Below are 16669 nucleotides of genomic sequence, written 5' to 3' on the forward strand. Positions count from 1 at the left end.
GAATAGTGATGAACATAAATTTAAGACAGGATAATATTTGACACTATGTTACAAAATACCTATCAACTCCCCTTGACATTTGAACAAATTCTTACCCTAGTTAAACAACTTTCTGAATCAGAAAAGTTGTTACTTAGCAAAGAGCTAGAAAAAGAAACCTTGAATAAAAAGTTAACCCAGTTACTAGAAGTTTTTCAAACTGATGAATTATCTATAGAGGAAATTACAGAGGAAGTAGAAATCGTCCGTTCTCAAATTTATGCCAGAAAACAAAACAATCAAGATAATCATTGATACTAATCTTTGGATTAGCTTTCTGATTGGCAAGGAATTAAAACAACTACAAAACCTTTTACTTGAAGAAACAATTCAAATAGTAGTTTCTGAAGAGATATTAGAAGAAATTATCTTGGTTACTCAACGTCCTAAGTTACAAAAATATTTTCCGCATAACAAAGTCAATGAATTAATTCAAATTTTGCGAACTATTAGTTTATTTATAAAAATAATATCTGAAGTTTCTCTTTGTCGGGATGCAAAAGATAATTATCTTTTAGCACTAGCAAAAGATAGTGATGCTAATTTTTTACTCACAGGAGATAAAGATTTATTATATATTGCAAAATTTGAAAAGACTGAAATTGTTACCTACCAAGAATTCTTACTAAAATTATAAAGTTATTGGATGATAGTAGATTCCAAAAGTAGCTGTGGAAAACATGGTATGAAAACTGAAAGTGCAGAACAAGTAAAATCATTCTACATTGCTAATTCTCTTTTCGTGGGTTTTGATGTAGATAGAAAAAGTAGCTGTAGAGAACATAGGATGAAAACTGAAAGTGCAGATAAAGCAGAATCATTATACATTGCTATAATTTTATAAAAATCATGTAACTTAGATAAATAAACAAAAATTATGATTCAAGCAACAACTACTGAGTATAAACATATTTTAGTTAATGAAGACAATATTCCTTTTATTAAAGGAACATCTATGAAAGTTATAGAATTAATTACTTCCATTCACGCTTATGGTTGGAGTCCAGAAGAATTACATTTTCAATATCCACATTTGAGCATGAGCCAGATTTATTCGGCTTTAGCTTATTATTGGGAACATCAAGAAGAAATTGATGCTGATATGCAGCAACGTTTTGAGTATGCGGAAAGATTACGTTTAGAAACAGGAGAATCTCCATTAGCAAAAAGACTCCGTGCAAAAGGATTAATTAAATGAGCGTTGCTCTTTAATATTGATGAGAATGTCCATCGAGGAATTACAGATGGATTACGGATTCGGGGTGTAGATGTATTAACAGTACAAGAAGATGGGCGGACTAGCTTTCCTGATCCTCTCATACTTGACCGTGCGACAGAACTTGAGCGTGTTTTGTTTTCCCAACATGACGATTTTCTAGCTGAAGCCAACCATCGTCAAGACAAATAAATTTTGCTGGTGTTATTTATGCTCATAAACTCAGAGTTACTGTTGGCGATTGTGTTCGTGATTTAGAAATTATTGCTAAAACAGCCTATCTTGAAGAATTAAGTAATCGTGTTCAATACTTACCTTTGTAAGACTTGTGGAGAATATAAGATGGAAACTAAAAGTGCAAATAAAGCAGAATCCTTCTATATTGCTATAATTCTCTACAAATCAGCTTCAGATGTACCTAGTTATCAACCTTTGTACCAAGAAAGCTTTGTTTTGATTAAAGCCGCTTCTTTAGAATCAGCAAAAGCAAAGGCTTTGAATCATAGTAAAAATGAAAGCGTCAGCTATACAAATGAGAATGAAGAAACTATTACTTGGTCTTTACAGCAAGTAGTAGACATAAATTCAGTTTTGGATGATGACTTTGATTCATCTGAGGATATTGTTGATTTATATACTCGACATTTTCGTAATTATGAGGCTTACCAATCATTTGAGCCATTATTATCTAAAGAGCAATTTGAATGATAGTTATTAAAACCATGCGATCGCTCTTGTCGATTCCCATCTAATAATACACTCATCACCTGACCCAACAGCGATCGCAATTGACCAATGCGGCGAGAAACTGAAAATAGAGTGTTTGATGCTAAAGAAAAAACTTGCTCCAAGCCCATAGCCGCAAACTATATCTGGAAAAATCTGCAAGACCGCTCTTATGGGTTCCCATCAATGATAATTTTAAGCATTGGGAACCCTTAAAAATCAAAGTTTATGAACGCAGCCGACGAGAAAATCATTGTTCGCGACTATTTCAATTCCACAGGGTTTGACCGTTGGAGGCGAATCTACGGCGATGGCGAAGTCAACAAAATCCAATTAGATATCCGCAATGGACATCAGCAAACCGTGGATACAGTTCTCGGCTGGCTAAAGGCTGATAACAATTTACCAGATTTATCAATCTGCGATGCAGGCTGTGGTGTCGGTAGTCTCAGCATCCCTCTGGCGGTAGATGGTGCGAAAGTCTATGCCGCCGATATTTCGGAAAAAATGGTGGAAGAAGGCAAGCATAGAGCCAAGCAAACTTTGCAAAATACCGAAAATCCCACTTTTGCCGTGCAGGATTTGGAATCGTTGAGTGGTAGTTACCATACTGTTATTTGCTTGGATGTTCTTATCCACTACCCCCAAGAAAAAGCGGATGAGATGATATCTCACCTCTGTTCTTTGGCACAGTCGCGGATAATTCTCAGTTTTGCGCCGAAGACCTGCGCCCTGACTATACTCAAGAAAATTGGCAGTTTCTTTCCTGGGCCAAGTAAAGCGACTCGTGCATATTTGCATCGTGAGGCTGATGTGGTAAGAATTTTGGAAAGTAATGGCTTTTCTTTGCAACGAAAGGCGATGACGAAGACTCGCTTCTATTTTTCTCGCCTACTTGAAGCTACACGTAAATGAAGTTAAAATCGCAGCAAGATGAATCCTATACCTTTGCTGCGATTTGACAATCTCAAAGTTTAACACTGGTAAGTATTGCACTTGACATCCAGTTATGCTTTTTATCTTGGCGTAGGCGTAGCCCGCCCTTAGACATCGCTCTAATTGGGAGGATGAATAACTATCATCGCGATCGCACAGCCTTATTTCTGTAATGGTAGAAAAAGTTATACTATATTTTTGACATTTAATGCTTGCGTAAACCTTTGCTTACTACGACTGTGACAGTTGAAGGTACGGAGTGTAGAGTAAAAAGTAGGAGAACCGAACCGTAAGCGCCTGGATGGTATCGAGAAAACGCCGAATAACATAGAAGAAGCGTTTACAAAACTATTGTCAGGAGTAGATTGATATACTAGAACCTTTGCAAAAGTCAGGTTAAAATCGCTAGCAAAGTGTAAATCTGAAGTGGAACTATGAAAACTGCTGAAAAATTGGCTGCTGGCTGGCTATTGACACTCGGATTCATGTTTTTAACGCTATCAGCAACAGCGACATTGGAAAAATTTGCTGCACGTGAGGTGTACATACCAGTGCAAGATGGGGATACTTTTACCGCACCAAATGCTACTTATGAAGATAATAATACTGCTGTAGGTGGTCTAATTTTTGGTGTCCCTAGCTTAACATTGGGGGGATGGTTAGCATTGGGATTGTACCGTCAAAGCCGACAGGATAAAAAAGCGCTTAATCAACAAGTTAGCGATCGCTTACAATCTATTTTTTATGAGATGCTACAAGAAAATCATGGACGCGTAACTCTTTTAGGCTTTGCAATGCAGTCACAACTACCCGCAGCCAATGCCAGACAATATTTAGATGAAAAAGCTAAAGAATTCAATGCAAACTTTAAGGTGAACGAAGAAGGGGCTATATCATATCATTTTGATGTCTAATTGATATCTAATGGTTCGTTAAATTCCACACCAACTTACGGCTAGGTCTAATGACGCAGATTTTTTTGAGTATAGCTGCCATTTTAGGCGGTTTGTCAGTTGCTGCTGGTGCCTTTGCTTCCCATGCTTTACGGGAAAAAATTAGTGAGCGATCGCTAGAAATTTTTGAGACTGCCGCTCGTTACCAAATGTATCATGCTCTAGCACTTTTTTTAGTAGCAATACTAATTAGTCGTACCGAGTCTCCTCAACCCACTCTCATCGCCAGTGGATGGCTGTTTATGATTGGCATTGCTATTTTCTCAGGTAGCTTGTACGCCCTTAGTTTAACCGGTGTTAAATCTTTAGGAGCGATCGCACCACTAGGCGGCACAGCCTTTCTTGCTGGTTGGGGTGCTTTAGCTTTTGCTGCGTGGACTTTGAAGTTGTAAAAAAGTTATAAATGGGGAGTTAAAAGGTCTTAACTTTTAACTCTAACTCCATTTATTGGAGGCTCAATTCCCTGCTTTTTACAATTTTATCTAGTCAGAACTGCATCCACAGATTCATAACTTAATAACACCATAGACACTTTAATGATTAAGTTTATTTCTTAGACATATTCATCACTATAATAAATAGGAAAAAATGAAATATAAGCAGTTGGACGGAAGTCAAATGCTTCTTCAGTAATATCTTTTTAATTCTTTTTTTACTTTAATCTATGCCCAATTAAGCCAAGATATAAAATGTTTTTTCATCAAACTTCTGAATATTTAATTTGTAATAAATTAAATCCATTATTTGTTTTGGATCAGAGGAAGCCAAAATTTATAACTAATAATTAATAGACATATTATGAAAGGAAATTTATGCTACGGTTCTCTATTGTAATGATTTCTGCTAACCCAGATATTGGGGAATCAGCGATTTGCTGTTGTAACATTTCTGTTGTGACTTGAGTACATTTAAATTAACCACAAATCTATTTGCTTGGACACCATCAATCTTTTCTTAAATTGTGTTAGCAATATTACGAACCAGTGATGATGGTGAATAAAAGCGGGTAAGGCTGTTGCCCAATAATTGTGCTAATAGAAGGTGGAAAATTCATAATGTGCCGTTTACTTGCTTATCTCGGTTCGCCTATTTCTTTAGATCATCTTCTGTATAAACCAGAACACTCGCTGATAGTCCAGAGTTATCAACCCCGCGAAATGACCTCTGGGGTAGTAAATGCAGATGGCTTTGGTGTGGGTTGGTATGATATTCAAAAAGATACTGACCCTTTTATTTACAAAAATACCCTACCTATTTGGAATGATATCAACCTACCCAGTCTCAGCCGTTATGTTGAATCCAAGTGTGTACTTGCTTATGTCCGTAGTGCTACACCAGCCCAAGCCGTAGATTTTGCTAATTGTCAGCCCTTTAACCATCAAGAACAGCTATTTATTCACAATGGACGAATTGAAAATTTTCGGAAAACATTACACAGAAAAATCCGCAGCACTTTAACCCAAGATTTTTACGAAAAAATTAATGGCAGTACTGACTCCGAACACATTTTTGCATTGTTACTTTCACAAAGTCAAATTAACAAACATCGACCTCCAGAATCTGCTTTACGTAGTACATTATTAACCCTTTTAGAGATGGCAAAGCGCTATCAAGTAGAAGCCTCTCTCAATGTAATCTTTAGTGACGGACATCGCCTGATAGCTTCTCGTGTTGCTACCACTTCACCGCCTCCATCTCTTTACTGGATACGAGATGATCCGACTTTTCCCAAATCTGTAATTATTGCGTCCGAACCTCTATTTATAGGTAATTGGATTGCTTGCCCAGAAAATAGCATCATTAGTGTGGGAGCAGACTGTGAGATCCAAATTGAGCAAATCTAGTGTGAAAGAGACTATTTCTCAAGCCTTCGATGAATGTTGCCCAAAAACTTTTGCAATATTTCAGTGTATTTAGATACCTACTGGATTGACTATTACCCTGTGACTTGTGGATAGTATCGTGCATTCATAGAGGCGGGAGGCCACCAAAATTATCGCTGGTGGTCACAGGTGCTAATCGCTAGTATTGTTTGTTGCAAAAAATCACCAATAAATGGAGAAATATATCCTATGTGCTAGTTCACAGGACGGAATTTCAAAAGCGATCGCCCTCTTCCAGTAAGGCGATCGCTTTTTTCATCTCAGCCATCGCTCAATCCCTACTTGCAAAGGGACAAAGTTGGTATTGGCTGCTTCCGGTTGGCAGGCTCAATTCAACGTTTCAGTGTTTGTTGAGAATATTCTTCAATCACAAATTAGTTTCTGAGGTAGATGCTGCCTAGATTCTCAGCTAATAAAAAATTGGTTATTGATATTTATTCTTAATAGTCTACAATAATATTTAACGATTTTTAGGAGTATTTTATGTCACTTGATCTGACACCGACAGATAACCTGCCGGATGAAATCGTCTATGTCCTGCTGAATAAGATTAAACACGATGAACAAGGACAGCGAGATGTTAGCTTTTTTGCTGAGGACTTCGAGGGGAAACAGGTTAAGCGAGAAGAATTGCTCGAGTTACTAAATCGTCTTAAGGAGTCTGGATACTTCATTGGTGAGATTGAAAGCAACAAAGCCAATCCAGAATCAGGCTCATCAATCCTTCTGGCGACCTGTAAAAATGCAGAAATAACGACAGACGGTCGAGCAATGTTAAAAGCCATATATTTCAAGCCTGTGTAGCAGCGAAGGAAAGTTATTTGTTGAGGCGAGATTGGGTATAGGGGAGAGTAGGGGAAGATAAGGGAGCAAAATCCTCCTTATCTTTCTGAAGTTCTGATGCCTGCGGCGGGCTGTGACGCTCATTCGCGCCAGCCTGCTGTAGATAAGACTCGCTTTTTGCGTCGCTATCGGTGTCGCCAGAAGCCAGCGCTCAGACTTCTCTCCTCATCCCCCTTATCTTCACCTTCACTCTTGTTATCCGAACCGTATTGGTTCCTCACTTCCAGAATTTGAGAGGCGATCGCTCCTTCACGAAATGCGATCGCCCCACAACGGATATATCTTTCTTGTATTGGCTGTCTGACTAAATGTTTTAACTGTGGGGTACTGAAGAAAGAATGGCAAATTCGCCTAAAGGGTCGTAGCGTTGTTTGGTCTGTTCAACTTCAAAAAAGACTTGCCAGAAGGAATTTTGCTAAATGGCGATGGTTATCCTTGAATTGGGCAATGATTGCAATACTTACAATATTTTTTTATAAATAGAATAGCTCAATCACCTGGTATCCCATTTGATTGAGGGCGTTTTGGATAATGAATTTTCCAATAAACGCCATAAAATGCGCTCATAATGCTCTTTGGAAAGTAGACTTTCTACATAGAACCCCACATACTTTAACACGAGGATCAATGTCAATATCTAAAGCTGTTACCAGCAAGATTACTTCTCTAGAAAATATCGAAGAACGCTTGCAGATACAGCGTTTGCTAGGCGCAACTAAAATAGTTGCACCTAGTGCTGGGAGTGATGTAGTGAAGGGATTAACTCAAACACCTAAATCTTTACCTCCCTGTTACTTTTATGATGACCGTGGTTCTGAGCTATTTGAACAAATCTGTGATTTACCAGAATATTATCTTACACGCACAGAAACAACGATTTTACAACAGTATGCTGGCGAAATTGCCAAGATAACTGGCGCTTGTGAATTGGTAGAACTTGGCAGTGGCAGTTCTAGCAAAACCCGCATTTTACTAGATGCCTACCAGCAGCTAGGCTATCCCCTGCACTATCTACCAATTGATGTATCTACAGGTATTTTGGAAAGTAGCGCCAAGCAGTTATTAAGTGATTATCCTTTACTGCAAGTTCATGCACTAGCGGGAACTTATGAATTAGCCCTTGCACAACTCTTACCGACGCAATTACCCAGCAGGATGATTTGTTTTATTGGTAGCAGTTTAGGTAATCTTACACCTAGTGAGTGTGATGTGTTCTTCTCTCAAATTACAGAAGCCCTACAAGTAGGTGAGTATTTCTTGTTGGGGATAGATTTACGAAAGGCAAAACAGATTTTAGAACCAGCTTATAACGACAACCAAGGAGTGACAGCAGCATTTAACCTGAATATGCTGGAACATTTAAATCAGCGGTTTGAGGGGAATTTCGACACTACGCAGTTTGAACACTGGGCCTTTTACAATGAAAGTGAGTATCAAATAGAAATGCATTTACGCAGCCTGCGATCGCAAATTGTAGAATTACGCGCTCTTAACCTCAAGGTTAATTTTGCACTAGGTGAGACTATCCTCACCGAAATTTCGCGTAAATTTGACCTCAATAATATCAAGCAGCAACTGACTGCACAGGGTTTATTACCTATTCATGTGTGGACAGATCCAAATCAATGGTTTGGTTTACTGCTCACTCAGCTGCAAGCATAAAGCAAATCAGAGTATACTTCACATATATAGCGGTTCTCAGTTGAGTCCAATATAGACCTAATAAAAACAGCCTTAATTCTTATAGCATTGGTTTAAAAAAAGGTCATATATTGCATACAAACGAGAAGGGCTATAGTTGATATTCCTCCCACCCCAGTGAGAGAGAACAATTAGAAGCTCTTTTGCTGGAGTGGTATTTTCACTAAGTACAGTTGTACATCATGTATATAATGGATTTATACATTTCCCCAACATTTAGCCGCTAATTATTGCTGCATCGAAGGTGTGGGAAAAATTCTGCTGAAGATAGGAACCCGTGGCTTCGGCTTAGTTGCAGTTATATTGGCATCAGAAACAGAAGAGTTCTTAGCTGCCTCAGAGAGGATAGGTGGTTTGCTGTTAGTAGAACTGGCAAAATCACTCAATTGGATAGCGAAAGGTGAATTTGAAGATAGGGAACTAATATTATTAGTATTTTGACTGTTGGGTTTTACCGGAGTTTGAGCTTGAGATGGAGTAACGATGAAAGTCGAGCTTGTTCCTAATACCAGTATGAGCAAATAAGAAGTATATTGTCGCATGGGGATTTTTTAAATTGGTTAAAAAATGTTTAAAGCTTGAATAACTTGTGTTTTTTCTCAGTTGTAAATAAGACCGTAATTGCCAAAATAAATTATTTCGCTGTTAAAGAAAATTTGATTACAGCAATTTCCAAATGAATATACTACTAACCTCTGCTTCATCTTTGAACGCAGCTTAGTACATCGATTCATTAACAAAAACCTAACCCTCCAATAACCTTTGATATGAGGTAAGGGGAAGCTAAACTCCTCTCTAATAAAAGGAGAACGGTGATTTTAGGAATATTGAATCAGTCTTATAGAGAGTATGCAAATAGATACACCTGGAATAATTGACGTTTTGTCATCAACTAACCCTGCACAACTATTAATAATTTAGTTTGACTTAAGTTATTATTAAAAGAGGAATAATACTGAACTTATTGAGCAAGCTATTTTTCAGTAAATAAGCTATTAAATTGGATATTTAATAAAGCAAAATATAAAATATATGAAGTTTTTATAAAACGTGAGTTTTATGAAGCAATATGCTTAGGTTTTGGAGAGAACTTACGCAAATTTAATAAAAAATGAACTGCAAAGGGCGCAAAAAAAGAAGCAGTGCGCCCTTGATGGATCACGCCGTTGTAGCGACTGCCGTCACAAAGGAATAAGAGTTTCAGAGAGTTTTTGCGTAAGTCCTGAAAGGTTTTTGGCGCTAACCCAAGCTTCTTGACGATTTCAAATAGTAGTATTCACCAAGACTATATTTAAATGTTATGTATGCAGCAAAATCCGCATTTTTTAGTGATCGCGTACCTTTGTGATCACCCTCAGGGAAAAATGGATAAAGTCGAGCTTGAGAGATTTCCATTTATTACTTATGGGTATCCGGTGAGAAAATGTGACTTAAATGTACAATAAATAATCTATATCTGATTTGACGTGAATTGCTACAATCGCGATGCCTATGGCGGGCTACACCTACCCAGGATGTTAAAGCGGCTATGCACATACTTGGCAACACAACTCCATCATTGGGCTACATATTAGCATTGGACTTAGGTACAACAGGCAACCGCGCCTTTGTGTTTAACGCAGACGGCAAGATTGTTGGACAGGCATACAAAGAACTAACTCAGTATTATCCTCAGCCCGGATGGTTAGAACATGACCCTCAACAAATCTGGCATGATACCTGTTGGGTGATGCAAACCGCAATTGGGAATGCCCAGATTGTTCCATCAGCGATCGCAGCGCTAGGACTGACTGTACAGCGTGAAACCTGTTTGATTTGGGATAAAATTACTGGTAAACCACTCCAAAGAGCGATCGTCTGGCAAGATCGCCGCACTGCTCCCCTTTGTCACCAGTTACAAGAGCAAGGCTATGCTCAAGACATTTATGATCGCACTGGATTAATTATTGATGCCTATTTTTCTGCTACTAAACTCAGGTGGCTATTAGACAAGTTTAAAGATGTTGACTTGAACAATGTCTTAGCAGGCACTATTGATACCTGGCTGCTGTGGAACCTGACAGGTGGAAAAGTCCATGCTACTGACCACAGCAATGCCAGCCGGACAATGTTGATGAATCTCAAAACCTGTGAATGGGATGAGAATTTACTGGATCTGTTTCAAATTCCGGCTCATATTTTGCCCAAAATTCAGCCTAGTTTAGGAATATTTGGAGTTACTGATACTACTTTGTTGGGCACTGAAATTCCCATTACTGCCATTTTGGGAGATCAACACGCTGCTCTATTTGGTCATGGCTGCGATCGCCCCGGCTTAATGAAATGCACTTACGGGACTGGTAGCTTTTTAGTGGCTCACACTGGCTCTGAAATTGTGCGATCGCATCATCAAATCATTTCGACAGTGGCATGGACACAAGCAAATCCAAGGGAGACTTTAAATGTAGGCTATGCTCTTGAAGGCAGTATGTTTACTAGTGGAGCTTGTATTCAGTGGTTACGCGATCGCCTGAAGCTGATTAAAACTGCTGCTGAAACTGAAGCGATGGCAAATCAGGTAAAAGATAATGGTGGAGTCTACTTTGTGCCTGCATTTAGTGGACTGGGCGCACCCTATTGGGATATGAGCGCTAGGGGAGCCTTTTTCGGCATTACCGCCAGTGTACAACCAGAGCATCTGGTCCGCGCTGTGTTGGAAGCGATCGCTTACCAAGTTCTGGAGGTAGTGCAGGCGATAAATGCATCTAGCAGTACTCCAGTTGGGCGATTAAGCGTAGATGGTGGTGCTTGCGAAAATAATTTCCTGATGCAGTTCCAGGCTGATATATTAGGTATTCCAGTTGAACGTCCGATAATGCGCGATACAACCGTTCAGGGTGCAGCATTTGCAGCAGGTTTAGCTGTAGGATTTTGGGAGAGCTATGAAGCACTGGTGCAGCAACGGCAGATTGAGTGCGTGTTTGAGCCGGGAAGCAATGGCCCATTGTCCAATTTTGCTACTTGGCAAAAGGCAGTGAAACGCACTCTGGCTTGGGTGGAGTAGTTAAGGGGTCAAAAATTTAATTAAAAATTGCTCAATTATTATTAAATAATAGGATTACCGACTTTTCATAACAGTGCAATAAAAAATTGATATTATGTCCGGTAAATTAGTGTTAATTCTTGCAAGACCTCTCCCCTAGTAGGCGACGGCGTACACACAAGTTTTAAAATCCTTATCTGGTAAGATACAAGCCGTATATTAGCAAGGTTTTGAGTTGATCCAAGTGATTATCAATAGTGTCAGCTTATTGATAGATATAACAGAAAATCAAGGATTTTAAAAATAATTTTCCGTTCTTTTCCGTCGATTTGATTACCAACTCGACTTGTGTGTACACAGTAGCTCCTAATAGGAGAGGGGAGCTTTGGCGTAAGCCATAAGCGGGGAGAGGTTGATTTATCAGACTTGATATGATAACTCGATTAATCGGTCAAAATACCACTCATATATAAGGATGCTGGACGCATGATTACTAAACCTAAGATTTTTATTGATGGGGAATCGGGAACCACAGGCTTACAAATTTACTCACGCCTCAATCAACGGGATGATATCGAGTTAGTTAGCATTGAGGCATCTAAACGTAAGGATGCAACTGAGCGAGCCAAACTAATCAATGGCGTCGATGTTGTTATTCTCTGCCTACCGGATGATGCAGCCCGCGAAGCTGTTAGCTTGGTTAGTAGTACTACGGTTAAGATCCTGGATGCTAGTAGTGCCCATCGCACAGCTAAAGGCTGGGTATATGGCTTCCCTGAACTAAATCCAGGACAGCGAGAGAAAATCGCCAGCGCCCAGTTTGTTAGCAATCCAGGCTGTTATCCCACAGGATTTTTAGCCTGTATCCGTCCGTTGATTGCTAAGGGACTTTTGAAGAATAGCTTTCCCATCACCGTTAATGCAGTGTCAGGTTACTCTGGTGGCGGAAAGAATCTGATCAAACAATACCATACCTTCCATGAACAGCAAGCCGAGGCAGAGTCACTCTACCCTTATGGCATCTACGGTTTGCAGTTTGGGCATAAGCACGTTAAGGAAATGCATCATTACTCAGGGTTAGCATCGCCGCCGCTGTTCGTACCGGCAGTAGGGGATTTTGAGCAAGGAATGCTCGTGCAGGTGCCTTTGCCGCTGGGGACTTTGGATAATCCACCATCAGGTGAAGTTATTCATCAAGCAATTGCTCACTACTACCAAAGTGAAAAATTTGTGCAGGTTGCTGCATTCCAAGATTCTACTTTGCTGCGAGACGGAATATTCCTGGATGTGATGTCTACGACGGGCTACGCCTACGCAATCAACGGCACCAATATTGTTCAGGTTTTTGTATTCGCCAATGACGCTAGCAAAGAAGTGTTGCTAGTTGCTCGTCTCGACAACTTGGGCAAAGGCGCATCGGGAGCCGCAATCCAAAACTTAAACATCATGCTGGGCTTTCCAGAAGAGTTGGGATTGTAGTCAAAGGCTCAGATTCCCGACTTCTTGGAAGATACTAGTACCGCAAGGCGGAAGTCAAAAGTCAACGGTTCGACTTCTCTACGAGAAGTTGAGGGGTCAAAAGTCATTTGTACTGAGCGTAGCCGTTGGCGCAGCCTCTCGTAAAAAAGTAAAAGTCAAAAGTATTATGGAATGGGCTTTTTAGGGATTTTAAATGGTTGCTCTATTTACGCCGTGGCGTACTAGTGGGAAGGTAAGGCGATGCTGCAACATCTGATAACTCAACAACATTATTTCGCATTGAAGCTTTTCTCGGCACTGGGCTGCGGGCTGATAGCTGGAGTCTTCTTTGCCTTCTCGACCTTTGTGATGAACGCCCTTGCTCGGCTGAAGCCGACGCAGGGTATTGCTGCCATGCAATCCATTAATATCACGGTGATAAATCCCTTGTTTATGGCAGCGTTTTTGGGAACGGCTGCGGCTTGTATCTTTCTTTTAATCTCCTCGCTATTAAGGTGGCATCAACCTGGTGCCGCCTACTTGCTCCTCGGCAGCTTGCTCTACCTTGTTGGTACATTAGGCGTGACAATCGTGTTCAATGTGCCGCTTAACGAAGCCCTGGCGAGAGTCGAGTCGGATAGCACTGACGCTGCGAGCCTATGGTCTAGCTACCTTGCCAACTGGACAATCTGGAATCACGTTCGGGCGGCAGCGGCGCTAGCAGCAGCAACATCGCTCACCATTGCGCTTTGTTTGGGTTCAAGAATCGTAGGGGGACTTGATAATACGGTTAGTTAAAGAAAGTAAGACTTGATGCGGCTGATTTCTGACGTTGAATGGTGCGATCGCTCATCTCACCTTACCTTGAGCAATAGGTTTTTGATTGTATGCAATAGGCTCTGGCTTGGAAAGTTAGAAGCTAGAAATAAGAATATACTGACCTCTGGCTTCTGACTCATTTGAGAGCGCTATATTGATTACTGAAGACTAAGTACTTTAATTTTCGGTGCGTTACGAAAACATCTTATAATTATTTGTGCCTACTTACTTAGTTAAATAGTCGGTCGATAACCACCAAAAACAGCAAAGCTAAAATTTTTGTACCAGCAATCCACATTTTGAAACCCAGCCGCTTCTAGCCAGTGAAGTTGAATATCAAGAGTTGCCATGCGATCGTATTCCATGCGTTTTTGTGCAGGTTTGAGATCCTCCTCTGAGATATTCTTAGCGCAGACAGAATCTAGCCAGTGTTGACGGTAAAGTTTTTCTAAATCAGGGGTTTTGCCGAGAACTTGATCGGCGTTGACAAATATCCCTCCAGGATTGAGGACATCATAAATCCGTTGATAAAGAAGTTCTTTGTCAACATCCGACAGATGATGAATTGATAAGGCAGAAATTATCAGGTTATATGAACCACCTAAATCAGTCTCAATGTAATCACCAACTAAGATTTTGGGAGATTTACCCATTTTGCTAAATCTAAACTTAGCTTTCTCTAACATCTCAGGGGCTAAGTCCAGCAAGGTGAACTCTGCATTGGGGAAGACGGACTGAACCATACCTGAGTAAAGTCCAGTACCAGCACCCAAATCTAGAATCTTCAACGGCGCAGTGCGATCGCCTGGTATGATTTCAACGGCTGTTTTGTAAAAGTCATCAAAACAGGGAATTAGAATACGACGTAAGTTATCATAATCTACTGCGGCAGAATCAAAAGCTTCTTTAATATTCATTTTTTCATTTTTAATAGCGGTAGAACTTTCTGTTTTAACAACTCAATTAAAGCTGGTTCCCATATACTCATATTCATCTGGTATATCTAAACAAATAATTTTTTATCTTTAATAAATGGCTGAAAATTTTTTGATAGCTTGTTTTTATGTCTGTGAGATGAGATTGCTTTATAGACAAGTATTCAAATTATTCAACGATTGCGATCGCCTCACAGACAACTCCAAAACTACGGCAAAAGCGATCGCCTACAATACACTCAGATAAGTTTGCTCAGAATTCATCGGCTAGAAAATAAAAAAATAGTTTTACGTAAAAAGACGTATTAACCAATTAGTAAACCTTACAGCAATCTCTGTATTGGGGCGCAGAGCCTGCTTAGTAATCGCTTGCCCCATAGGACGACCAGGTTCATCTTGCCAAGCAAGATATGTGTGAATGACTGCTTTACTAATATCTAATGGTTTGAAAGTTGTTAAGTTCTTTACTTGTGCTTCTGCAATACATTCTCTTGCAAATACTAAAGCTGTTGGTTCTGCTAGTTCGGCACAGAAATCTTCCAACTTACCAGAATTTTGATTATTTGGCATCAGCCAAAATCCAAGTTTAGGTTTATCTGGAACACTCTCAACTATTGTTCCATCAATATCAGAAATATCTGGTAATTTATAGCTATAATGACTTAATTTGCCTTTGATGCTTGCCCATCTGCCTTCGACAGAAGTATCAGCATCAAGCATTATTCCTATGACTTGAGGATGCTCAGGACGTACAATCAAAGCATTCAGACGTTTTAAAACTTTTATATCTCCACTACACTCATATATTCCAAAAGTTTCAGGAACTTGATAGGCAGCACACAAAGCCATTACGACATGGCAATCATCTATCCCTTCAACAAGTAATATTTTATCGGTATTTTGCTTACAGATATCACTCATATTATTCAGCGTATTTCTACGTCCGTTTCAAGAGAATCAGTAAGCGTCTCGGAAGTGTATTCTGTTACCTTAATAAGATTATCTTTAGCTTCAAGTCTGAAGAAAGCACCAAGTGAAGGATACTTATTCCATGCGCTGTCAAAACCTTTTACACAATCTCGACTATGTGTTGTTGCAAATACTTGAACATTCAACCTTTCTGATAAATTAAAAACTATATCCCAAATTTTAGGCTGTACTGTCCAATGCAATCCATTTTCAAATTCATCAATTAAAAGGATGCCATTTCGAGCGTTTACGAGAGCTACAATTATATGTAATAAACGAGTCATTCCATCACCCATACTTTTTAGAGGTAATGGCTCATCTATACCTTCAATTTTTACTAATGGAATACGATTATCACCTTCCTGTCCCCGATTATTGCCTCCACGTCCTTTGCTAATATCCTCTACAAAAGCAACTCCAGATACTTTAGGTTCAATAAGTTTAAGGGCTGAAATAACCTCTAATTCCAAATTAGTTAAACTTGTCAAATCCCAAAGAGCGGCTAATTTACGATTAGGCATATTTTCTGTTGAAACAAATTGCCATGTGTATTTAAATTCAGCATCTAGCCGTTCGTAAGCAACTCTAGCTGTAAGCCTCATATCTCTAAAATCACGATTTAATCTGAAGAGTCTCCGAACTCTTTCACTTTCTTCTGCTACGAGAACAACTTCAATATCTAATAAATCCTCATACAACTGCTTATCAGTGATGCGGATTCTTTTCTTGCTGCCTTCGTCATCGGATTTAATCTGATATGCAGCAACACCAATATGAATCTTTGCGCTTGAGGAAACTTCTCCCAGAATGATGCCTTCTTCTCCTATATCGGGTAATTTATGATCAAAAAATAGATGGCGTATGGGATTACCAAGAAAAGTTTGAGTATGTAGTTGTGCTTCACTAAACCAAGATTCTTGTCTTGAATCTACAAGCTCAAGGAGACTCATAGGTGAGGCATTGCTGGCATAAAGTTCTATTGCTTCGAGAAATGTACTTTTACCAGCATTATTCCTGCCCACAATAAGGTTAACATTACCTAATCTTTTAACCTCAAGATGATGAAAAAGTCTGAAATTATGTATTTGGAAGGACTCTAGCATATAGGCTCGACCTCATCCTTTTTCATTAGCTTATAAGATACTGGACTATACAGCATCCTCAATCAA

The 16669-nt window shown here is 39.5% G+C and carries 21 protein-coding genes; 16 read left to right on the forward strand and 5 right to left on the reverse strand.

All coding sequences use genetic code 11. The annotated features are described in order from the left end of the window. Positions 1-45 precede the first annotated feature (45 nt). From vap15 to V7K46_RS14170, 6 genes are all read left to right on the forward strand, one after another. Positions 46-294: a type II toxin-antitoxin system VapB15 family antitoxin gene (gene vap15, locus V7K46_RS14145; protein ID WP_335114062.1), complete on the forward strand. Its 249-nt coding sequence runs from the start codon at positions 46-48 to the stop codon at positions 292-294. Continuing rightward, positions 260-676, forward strand: a complete 417-nt coding sequence (locus tag V7K46_RS14150) for a putative toxin-antitoxin system toxin component, PIN family (protein ID WP_335114064.1) — start codon at positions 260-262, stop codon at positions 674-676. The genes vap15 and V7K46_RS14150 overlap by 35 nt, the downstream gene beginning before the upstream one ends. Before the next feature lie 48 nt (positions 677-724). After that, the gene (locus tag V7K46_RS14155) at positions 725-883 is read left to right on the forward strand and encodes a hypothetical protein (RefSeq protein ID WP_335114066.1); all 159 of its coding nucleotides are present in this window, start codon (positions 725-727) and stop codon (positions 881-883) included. Between the two features lie 33 nt (positions 884-916). Further along, a complete protein-coding gene (locus V7K46_RS14160; RefSeq protein WP_335114068.1) occupies positions 917-1237 on the forward strand; it encodes a DUF433 domain-containing protein in 321 nt (106 codons plus the stop codon). Between the two features lie 3 nt (positions 1238-1240). Then, positions 1241-1447, forward strand: a complete 207-nt coding sequence (locus V7K46_RS14165) for a DUF5615 family PIN-like protein (RefSeq protein WP_335114070.1) — start codon at positions 1241-1243, stop codon at positions 1445-1447. A gap of 150 nt (positions 1448-1597) precedes the next feature. Beyond that, positions 1598-1963 (forward strand): DUF4288 domain-containing protein, encoded by a 366-nt coding sequence (locus tag V7K46_RS14170; protein WP_335114072.1) that lies wholly within the window; start codon positions 1598-1600, stop codon positions 1961-1963. A 6-nt stretch (positions 1964-1969) separates the two neighbouring features. On the opposite strand, the gene V7K46_RS14175 is transcribed toward V7K46_RS14170, so the two are convergent. Then, positions 1970-2143, reverse strand: a complete 174-nt coding sequence (locus tag V7K46_RS14175) for a hypothetical protein (RefSeq protein WP_335114074.1) — start codon at positions 2141-2143, stop codon at positions 1970-1972. Positions 2144-2209: 66 nt separating this feature from the next. Between V7K46_RS14175 and bchM the strand changes: the two genes are divergently transcribed. The 7 genes from bchM (at position 2210) to egtD (ending at position 8258) form a co-directional block, all read left to right on the forward strand. After that, positions 2210-2896: a magnesium protoporphyrin IX methyltransferase gene (gene bchM / locus V7K46_RS14180; protein ID WP_335114076.1), complete on the forward strand. Its 687-nt coding sequence runs from the start codon at positions 2210-2212 to the stop codon at positions 2894-2896. A gap of 455 nt (positions 2897-3351) precedes the next feature. Further along, positions 3352-3831, forward strand: coding sequence for a hypothetical protein (locus tag V7K46_RS14185; RefSeq protein ID WP_335114078.1), 480 nt, complete (start codon positions 3352-3354; stop codon positions 3829-3831). A gap of 50 nt (positions 3832-3881) precedes the next feature. Beyond that, positions 3882-4262, forward strand: a complete 381-nt coding sequence (locus V7K46_RS14190) for a DUF423 domain-containing protein (RefSeq protein ID WP_335114080.1) — start codon at positions 3882-3884, stop codon at positions 4260-4262. Between the two features lie 663 nt (positions 4263-4925). Beyond that, positions 4926-5714, forward strand: a complete 789-nt coding sequence (egtC, locus tag V7K46_RS14195) for an ergothioneine biosynthesis protein EgtC (RefSeq protein WP_335114082.1) — start codon at positions 4926-4928, stop codon at positions 5712-5714. Between the two features lie 230 nt (positions 5715-5944). After that, the gene (locus tag V7K46_RS14200) at positions 5945-6154 is read left to right on the forward strand and encodes a hypothetical protein (protein WP_335114084.1); all 210 of its coding nucleotides are present in this window, start codon (positions 5945-5947) and stop codon (positions 6152-6154) included. 82 nt (positions 6155-6236) lie between these two features. Then, positions 6237-6557 (forward strand): hypothetical protein, encoded by a 321-nt coding sequence (locus tag V7K46_RS14205; RefSeq protein ID WP_335114086.1) that lies wholly within the window; start codon positions 6237-6239, stop codon positions 6555-6557. 666 nt (positions 6558-7223) lie between these two features. Beyond that, positions 7224-8258 (forward strand): L-histidine N(alpha)-methyltransferase, encoded by a 1035-nt coding sequence (gene egtD, locus V7K46_RS14210; RefSeq protein ID WP_335114088.1) that lies wholly within the window; start codon positions 7224-7226, stop codon positions 8256-8258. Positions 8259-8524: 266 nt separating this feature from the next. Here the strand turns inward: egtD and V7K46_RS14215 are convergent, their stop codons facing one another. Beyond that, entirely contained in the window at positions 8525-8839 is a 315-nt protein-coding gene (locus V7K46_RS14215) for a hypothetical protein (protein WP_335114090.1), read from the reverse strand. A 986-nt stretch (positions 8840-9825) separates the two neighbouring features. Here V7K46_RS14215 and glpK point away from each other — a divergent pair. The 3 genes from glpK to V7K46_RS14230 all read left to right on the forward strand — a co-directional run bounded on the left by glpK (position 9826) and on the right by V7K46_RS14230 (position 13575). Next, on the forward strand, positions 9826-11340 hold the full coding sequence (gene glpK / locus V7K46_RS14220; RefSeq protein ID WP_335114092.1) for a glycerol kinase GlpK: 1515 nt from the start codon (positions 9826-9828) through the stop codon (positions 11338-11340). 468 nt (positions 11341-11808) lie between these two features. After that, a complete protein-coding gene (argC, locus tag V7K46_RS14225; protein WP_335114193.1) occupies positions 11809-12798 on the forward strand; it encodes an N-acetyl-gamma-glutamyl-phosphate reductase in 990 nt (329 codons plus the stop codon). A 240-nt stretch (positions 12799-13038) separates the two neighbouring features. Continuing rightward, entirely contained in the window at positions 13039-13575 is a 537-nt protein-coding gene (locus tag V7K46_RS14230) for an anthrone oxygenase family protein (RefSeq protein ID WP_335114094.1), read from the forward strand. A gap of 254 nt (positions 13576-13829) precedes the next feature. Here V7K46_RS14230 and V7K46_RS14235 read toward each other — a convergent pair whose 3' ends face one another. The 3 genes from V7K46_RS14235 to V7K46_RS14245 form a co-directional block, all read right to left on the reverse strand. Then, a complete protein-coding gene (locus V7K46_RS14235) occupies positions 13830-14513 on the reverse strand; it encodes a class I SAM-dependent methyltransferase (RefSeq protein WP_335114096.1) in 684 nt (227 codons plus the stop codon). A gap of 306 nt (positions 14514-14819) precedes the next feature. Beyond that, complete coding sequence (locus V7K46_RS14240) at positions 14820-15452, reverse strand: DUF3226 domain-containing protein (RefSeq protein ID WP_335114098.1); 633 nt, start codon at positions 15450-15452, stop codon at positions 14820-14822. 5 nt (positions 15453-15457) lie between these two features. After that, on the reverse strand, positions 15458-16603 hold the full coding sequence (locus V7K46_RS14245) for an AAA family ATPase (protein ID WP_335114100.1): 1146 nt from the start codon (positions 16601-16603) through the stop codon (positions 15458-15460). Positions 16604-16669: the final 66 nt, after the last annotated feature.

This window comes from Nostoc sp. (assembly GCF_036917395.1).
Lineage (GTDB): Bacteria > Cyanobacteriota > Cyanobacteriia > Cyanobacteriales > Nostocaceae > Nostoc.

What these genes read in the sequence shown, in the direction of transcription:
- vap15 (WP_335114062.1), top strand. Translation starts at nt 46, where the DNA reads ATGTTACAAAATACCTATCAACTCCCCTTGACATTTGAACAAATTCTT.
- V7K46_RS14150 (WP_335114064.1), top strand. Translation starts at nt 260, where the DNA reads ATGCCAGAAAACAAAACAATCAAGATAATCATTGATACTAATCTTTGG.
- V7K46_RS14155 (WP_335114066.1), top strand. Translation starts at nt 725, where the DNA reads ATGAAAACTGAAAGTGCAGAACAAGTAAAATCATTCTACATTGCTAAT.
- V7K46_RS14160 (WP_335114068.1), top strand. Translation starts at nt 917, where the DNA reads ATGATTCAAGCAACAACTACTGAGTATAAACATATTTTAGTTAATGAA.
- V7K46_RS14170 (WP_335114072.1), top strand. Translation starts at nt 1,598, where the DNA reads ATGGAAACTAAAAGTGCAAATAAAGCAGAATCCTTCTATATTGCTATA.
- bchM (WP_335114076.1), top strand. Translation starts at nt 2,210, where the DNA reads ATGAACGCAGCCGACGAGAAAATCATTGTTCGCGACTATTTCAATTCC.
- V7K46_RS14185 (WP_335114078.1), top strand. Translation starts at nt 3,352, where the DNA reads ATGAAAACTGCTGAAAAATTGGCTGCTGGCTGGCTATTGACACTCGGA.
- V7K46_RS14190 (WP_335114080.1), top strand. Translation starts at nt 3,882, where the DNA reads ATGACGCAGATTTTTTTGAGTATAGCTGCCATTTTAGGCGGTTTGTCA.
- egtC (WP_335114082.1), top strand. Translation starts at nt 4,926, where the DNA reads ATGTGCCGTTTACTTGCTTATCTCGGTTCGCCTATTTCTTTAGATCAT.
- V7K46_RS14205 (WP_335114086.1), top strand. Translation starts at nt 6,237, where the DNA reads ATGTCACTTGATCTGACACCGACAGATAACCTGCCGGATGAAATCGTC.
- egtD (WP_335114088.1), top strand. Translation starts at nt 7,224, where the DNA reads ATGTCAATATCTAAAGCTGTTACCAGCAAGATTACTTCTCTAGAAAAT.
- V7K46_RS14215 (WP_335114090.1), bottom strand. Translation starts at nt 8,839, where the DNA reads ATGCGACAATATACTTCTTATTTGCTCATACTGGTATTAGGAACAAGC.
- glpK (WP_335114092.1), top strand. Translation starts at nt 9,826, where the DNA reads ATGCACATACTTGGCAACACAACTCCATCATTGGGCTACATATTAGCA.
- V7K46_RS14230 (WP_335114094.1), top strand. Translation starts at nt 13,039, where the DNA reads ATGCTGCAACATCTGATAACTCAACAACATTATTTCGCATTGAAGCTT.
- V7K46_RS14235 (WP_335114096.1), bottom strand. Translation starts at nt 14,513, where the DNA reads ATGAATATTAAAGAAGCTTTTGATTCTGCCGCAGTAGATTATGATAAC.
- V7K46_RS14240 (WP_335114098.1), bottom strand. Translation starts at nt 15,452, where the DNA reads ATGAGTGATATCTGTAAGCAAAATACCGATAAAATATTACTTGTTGAA.
- V7K46_RS14245 (WP_335114100.1), bottom strand. Translation starts at nt 16,603, where the DNA reads ATGCTAGAGTCCTTCCAAATACATAATTTCAGACTTTTTCATCATCTT.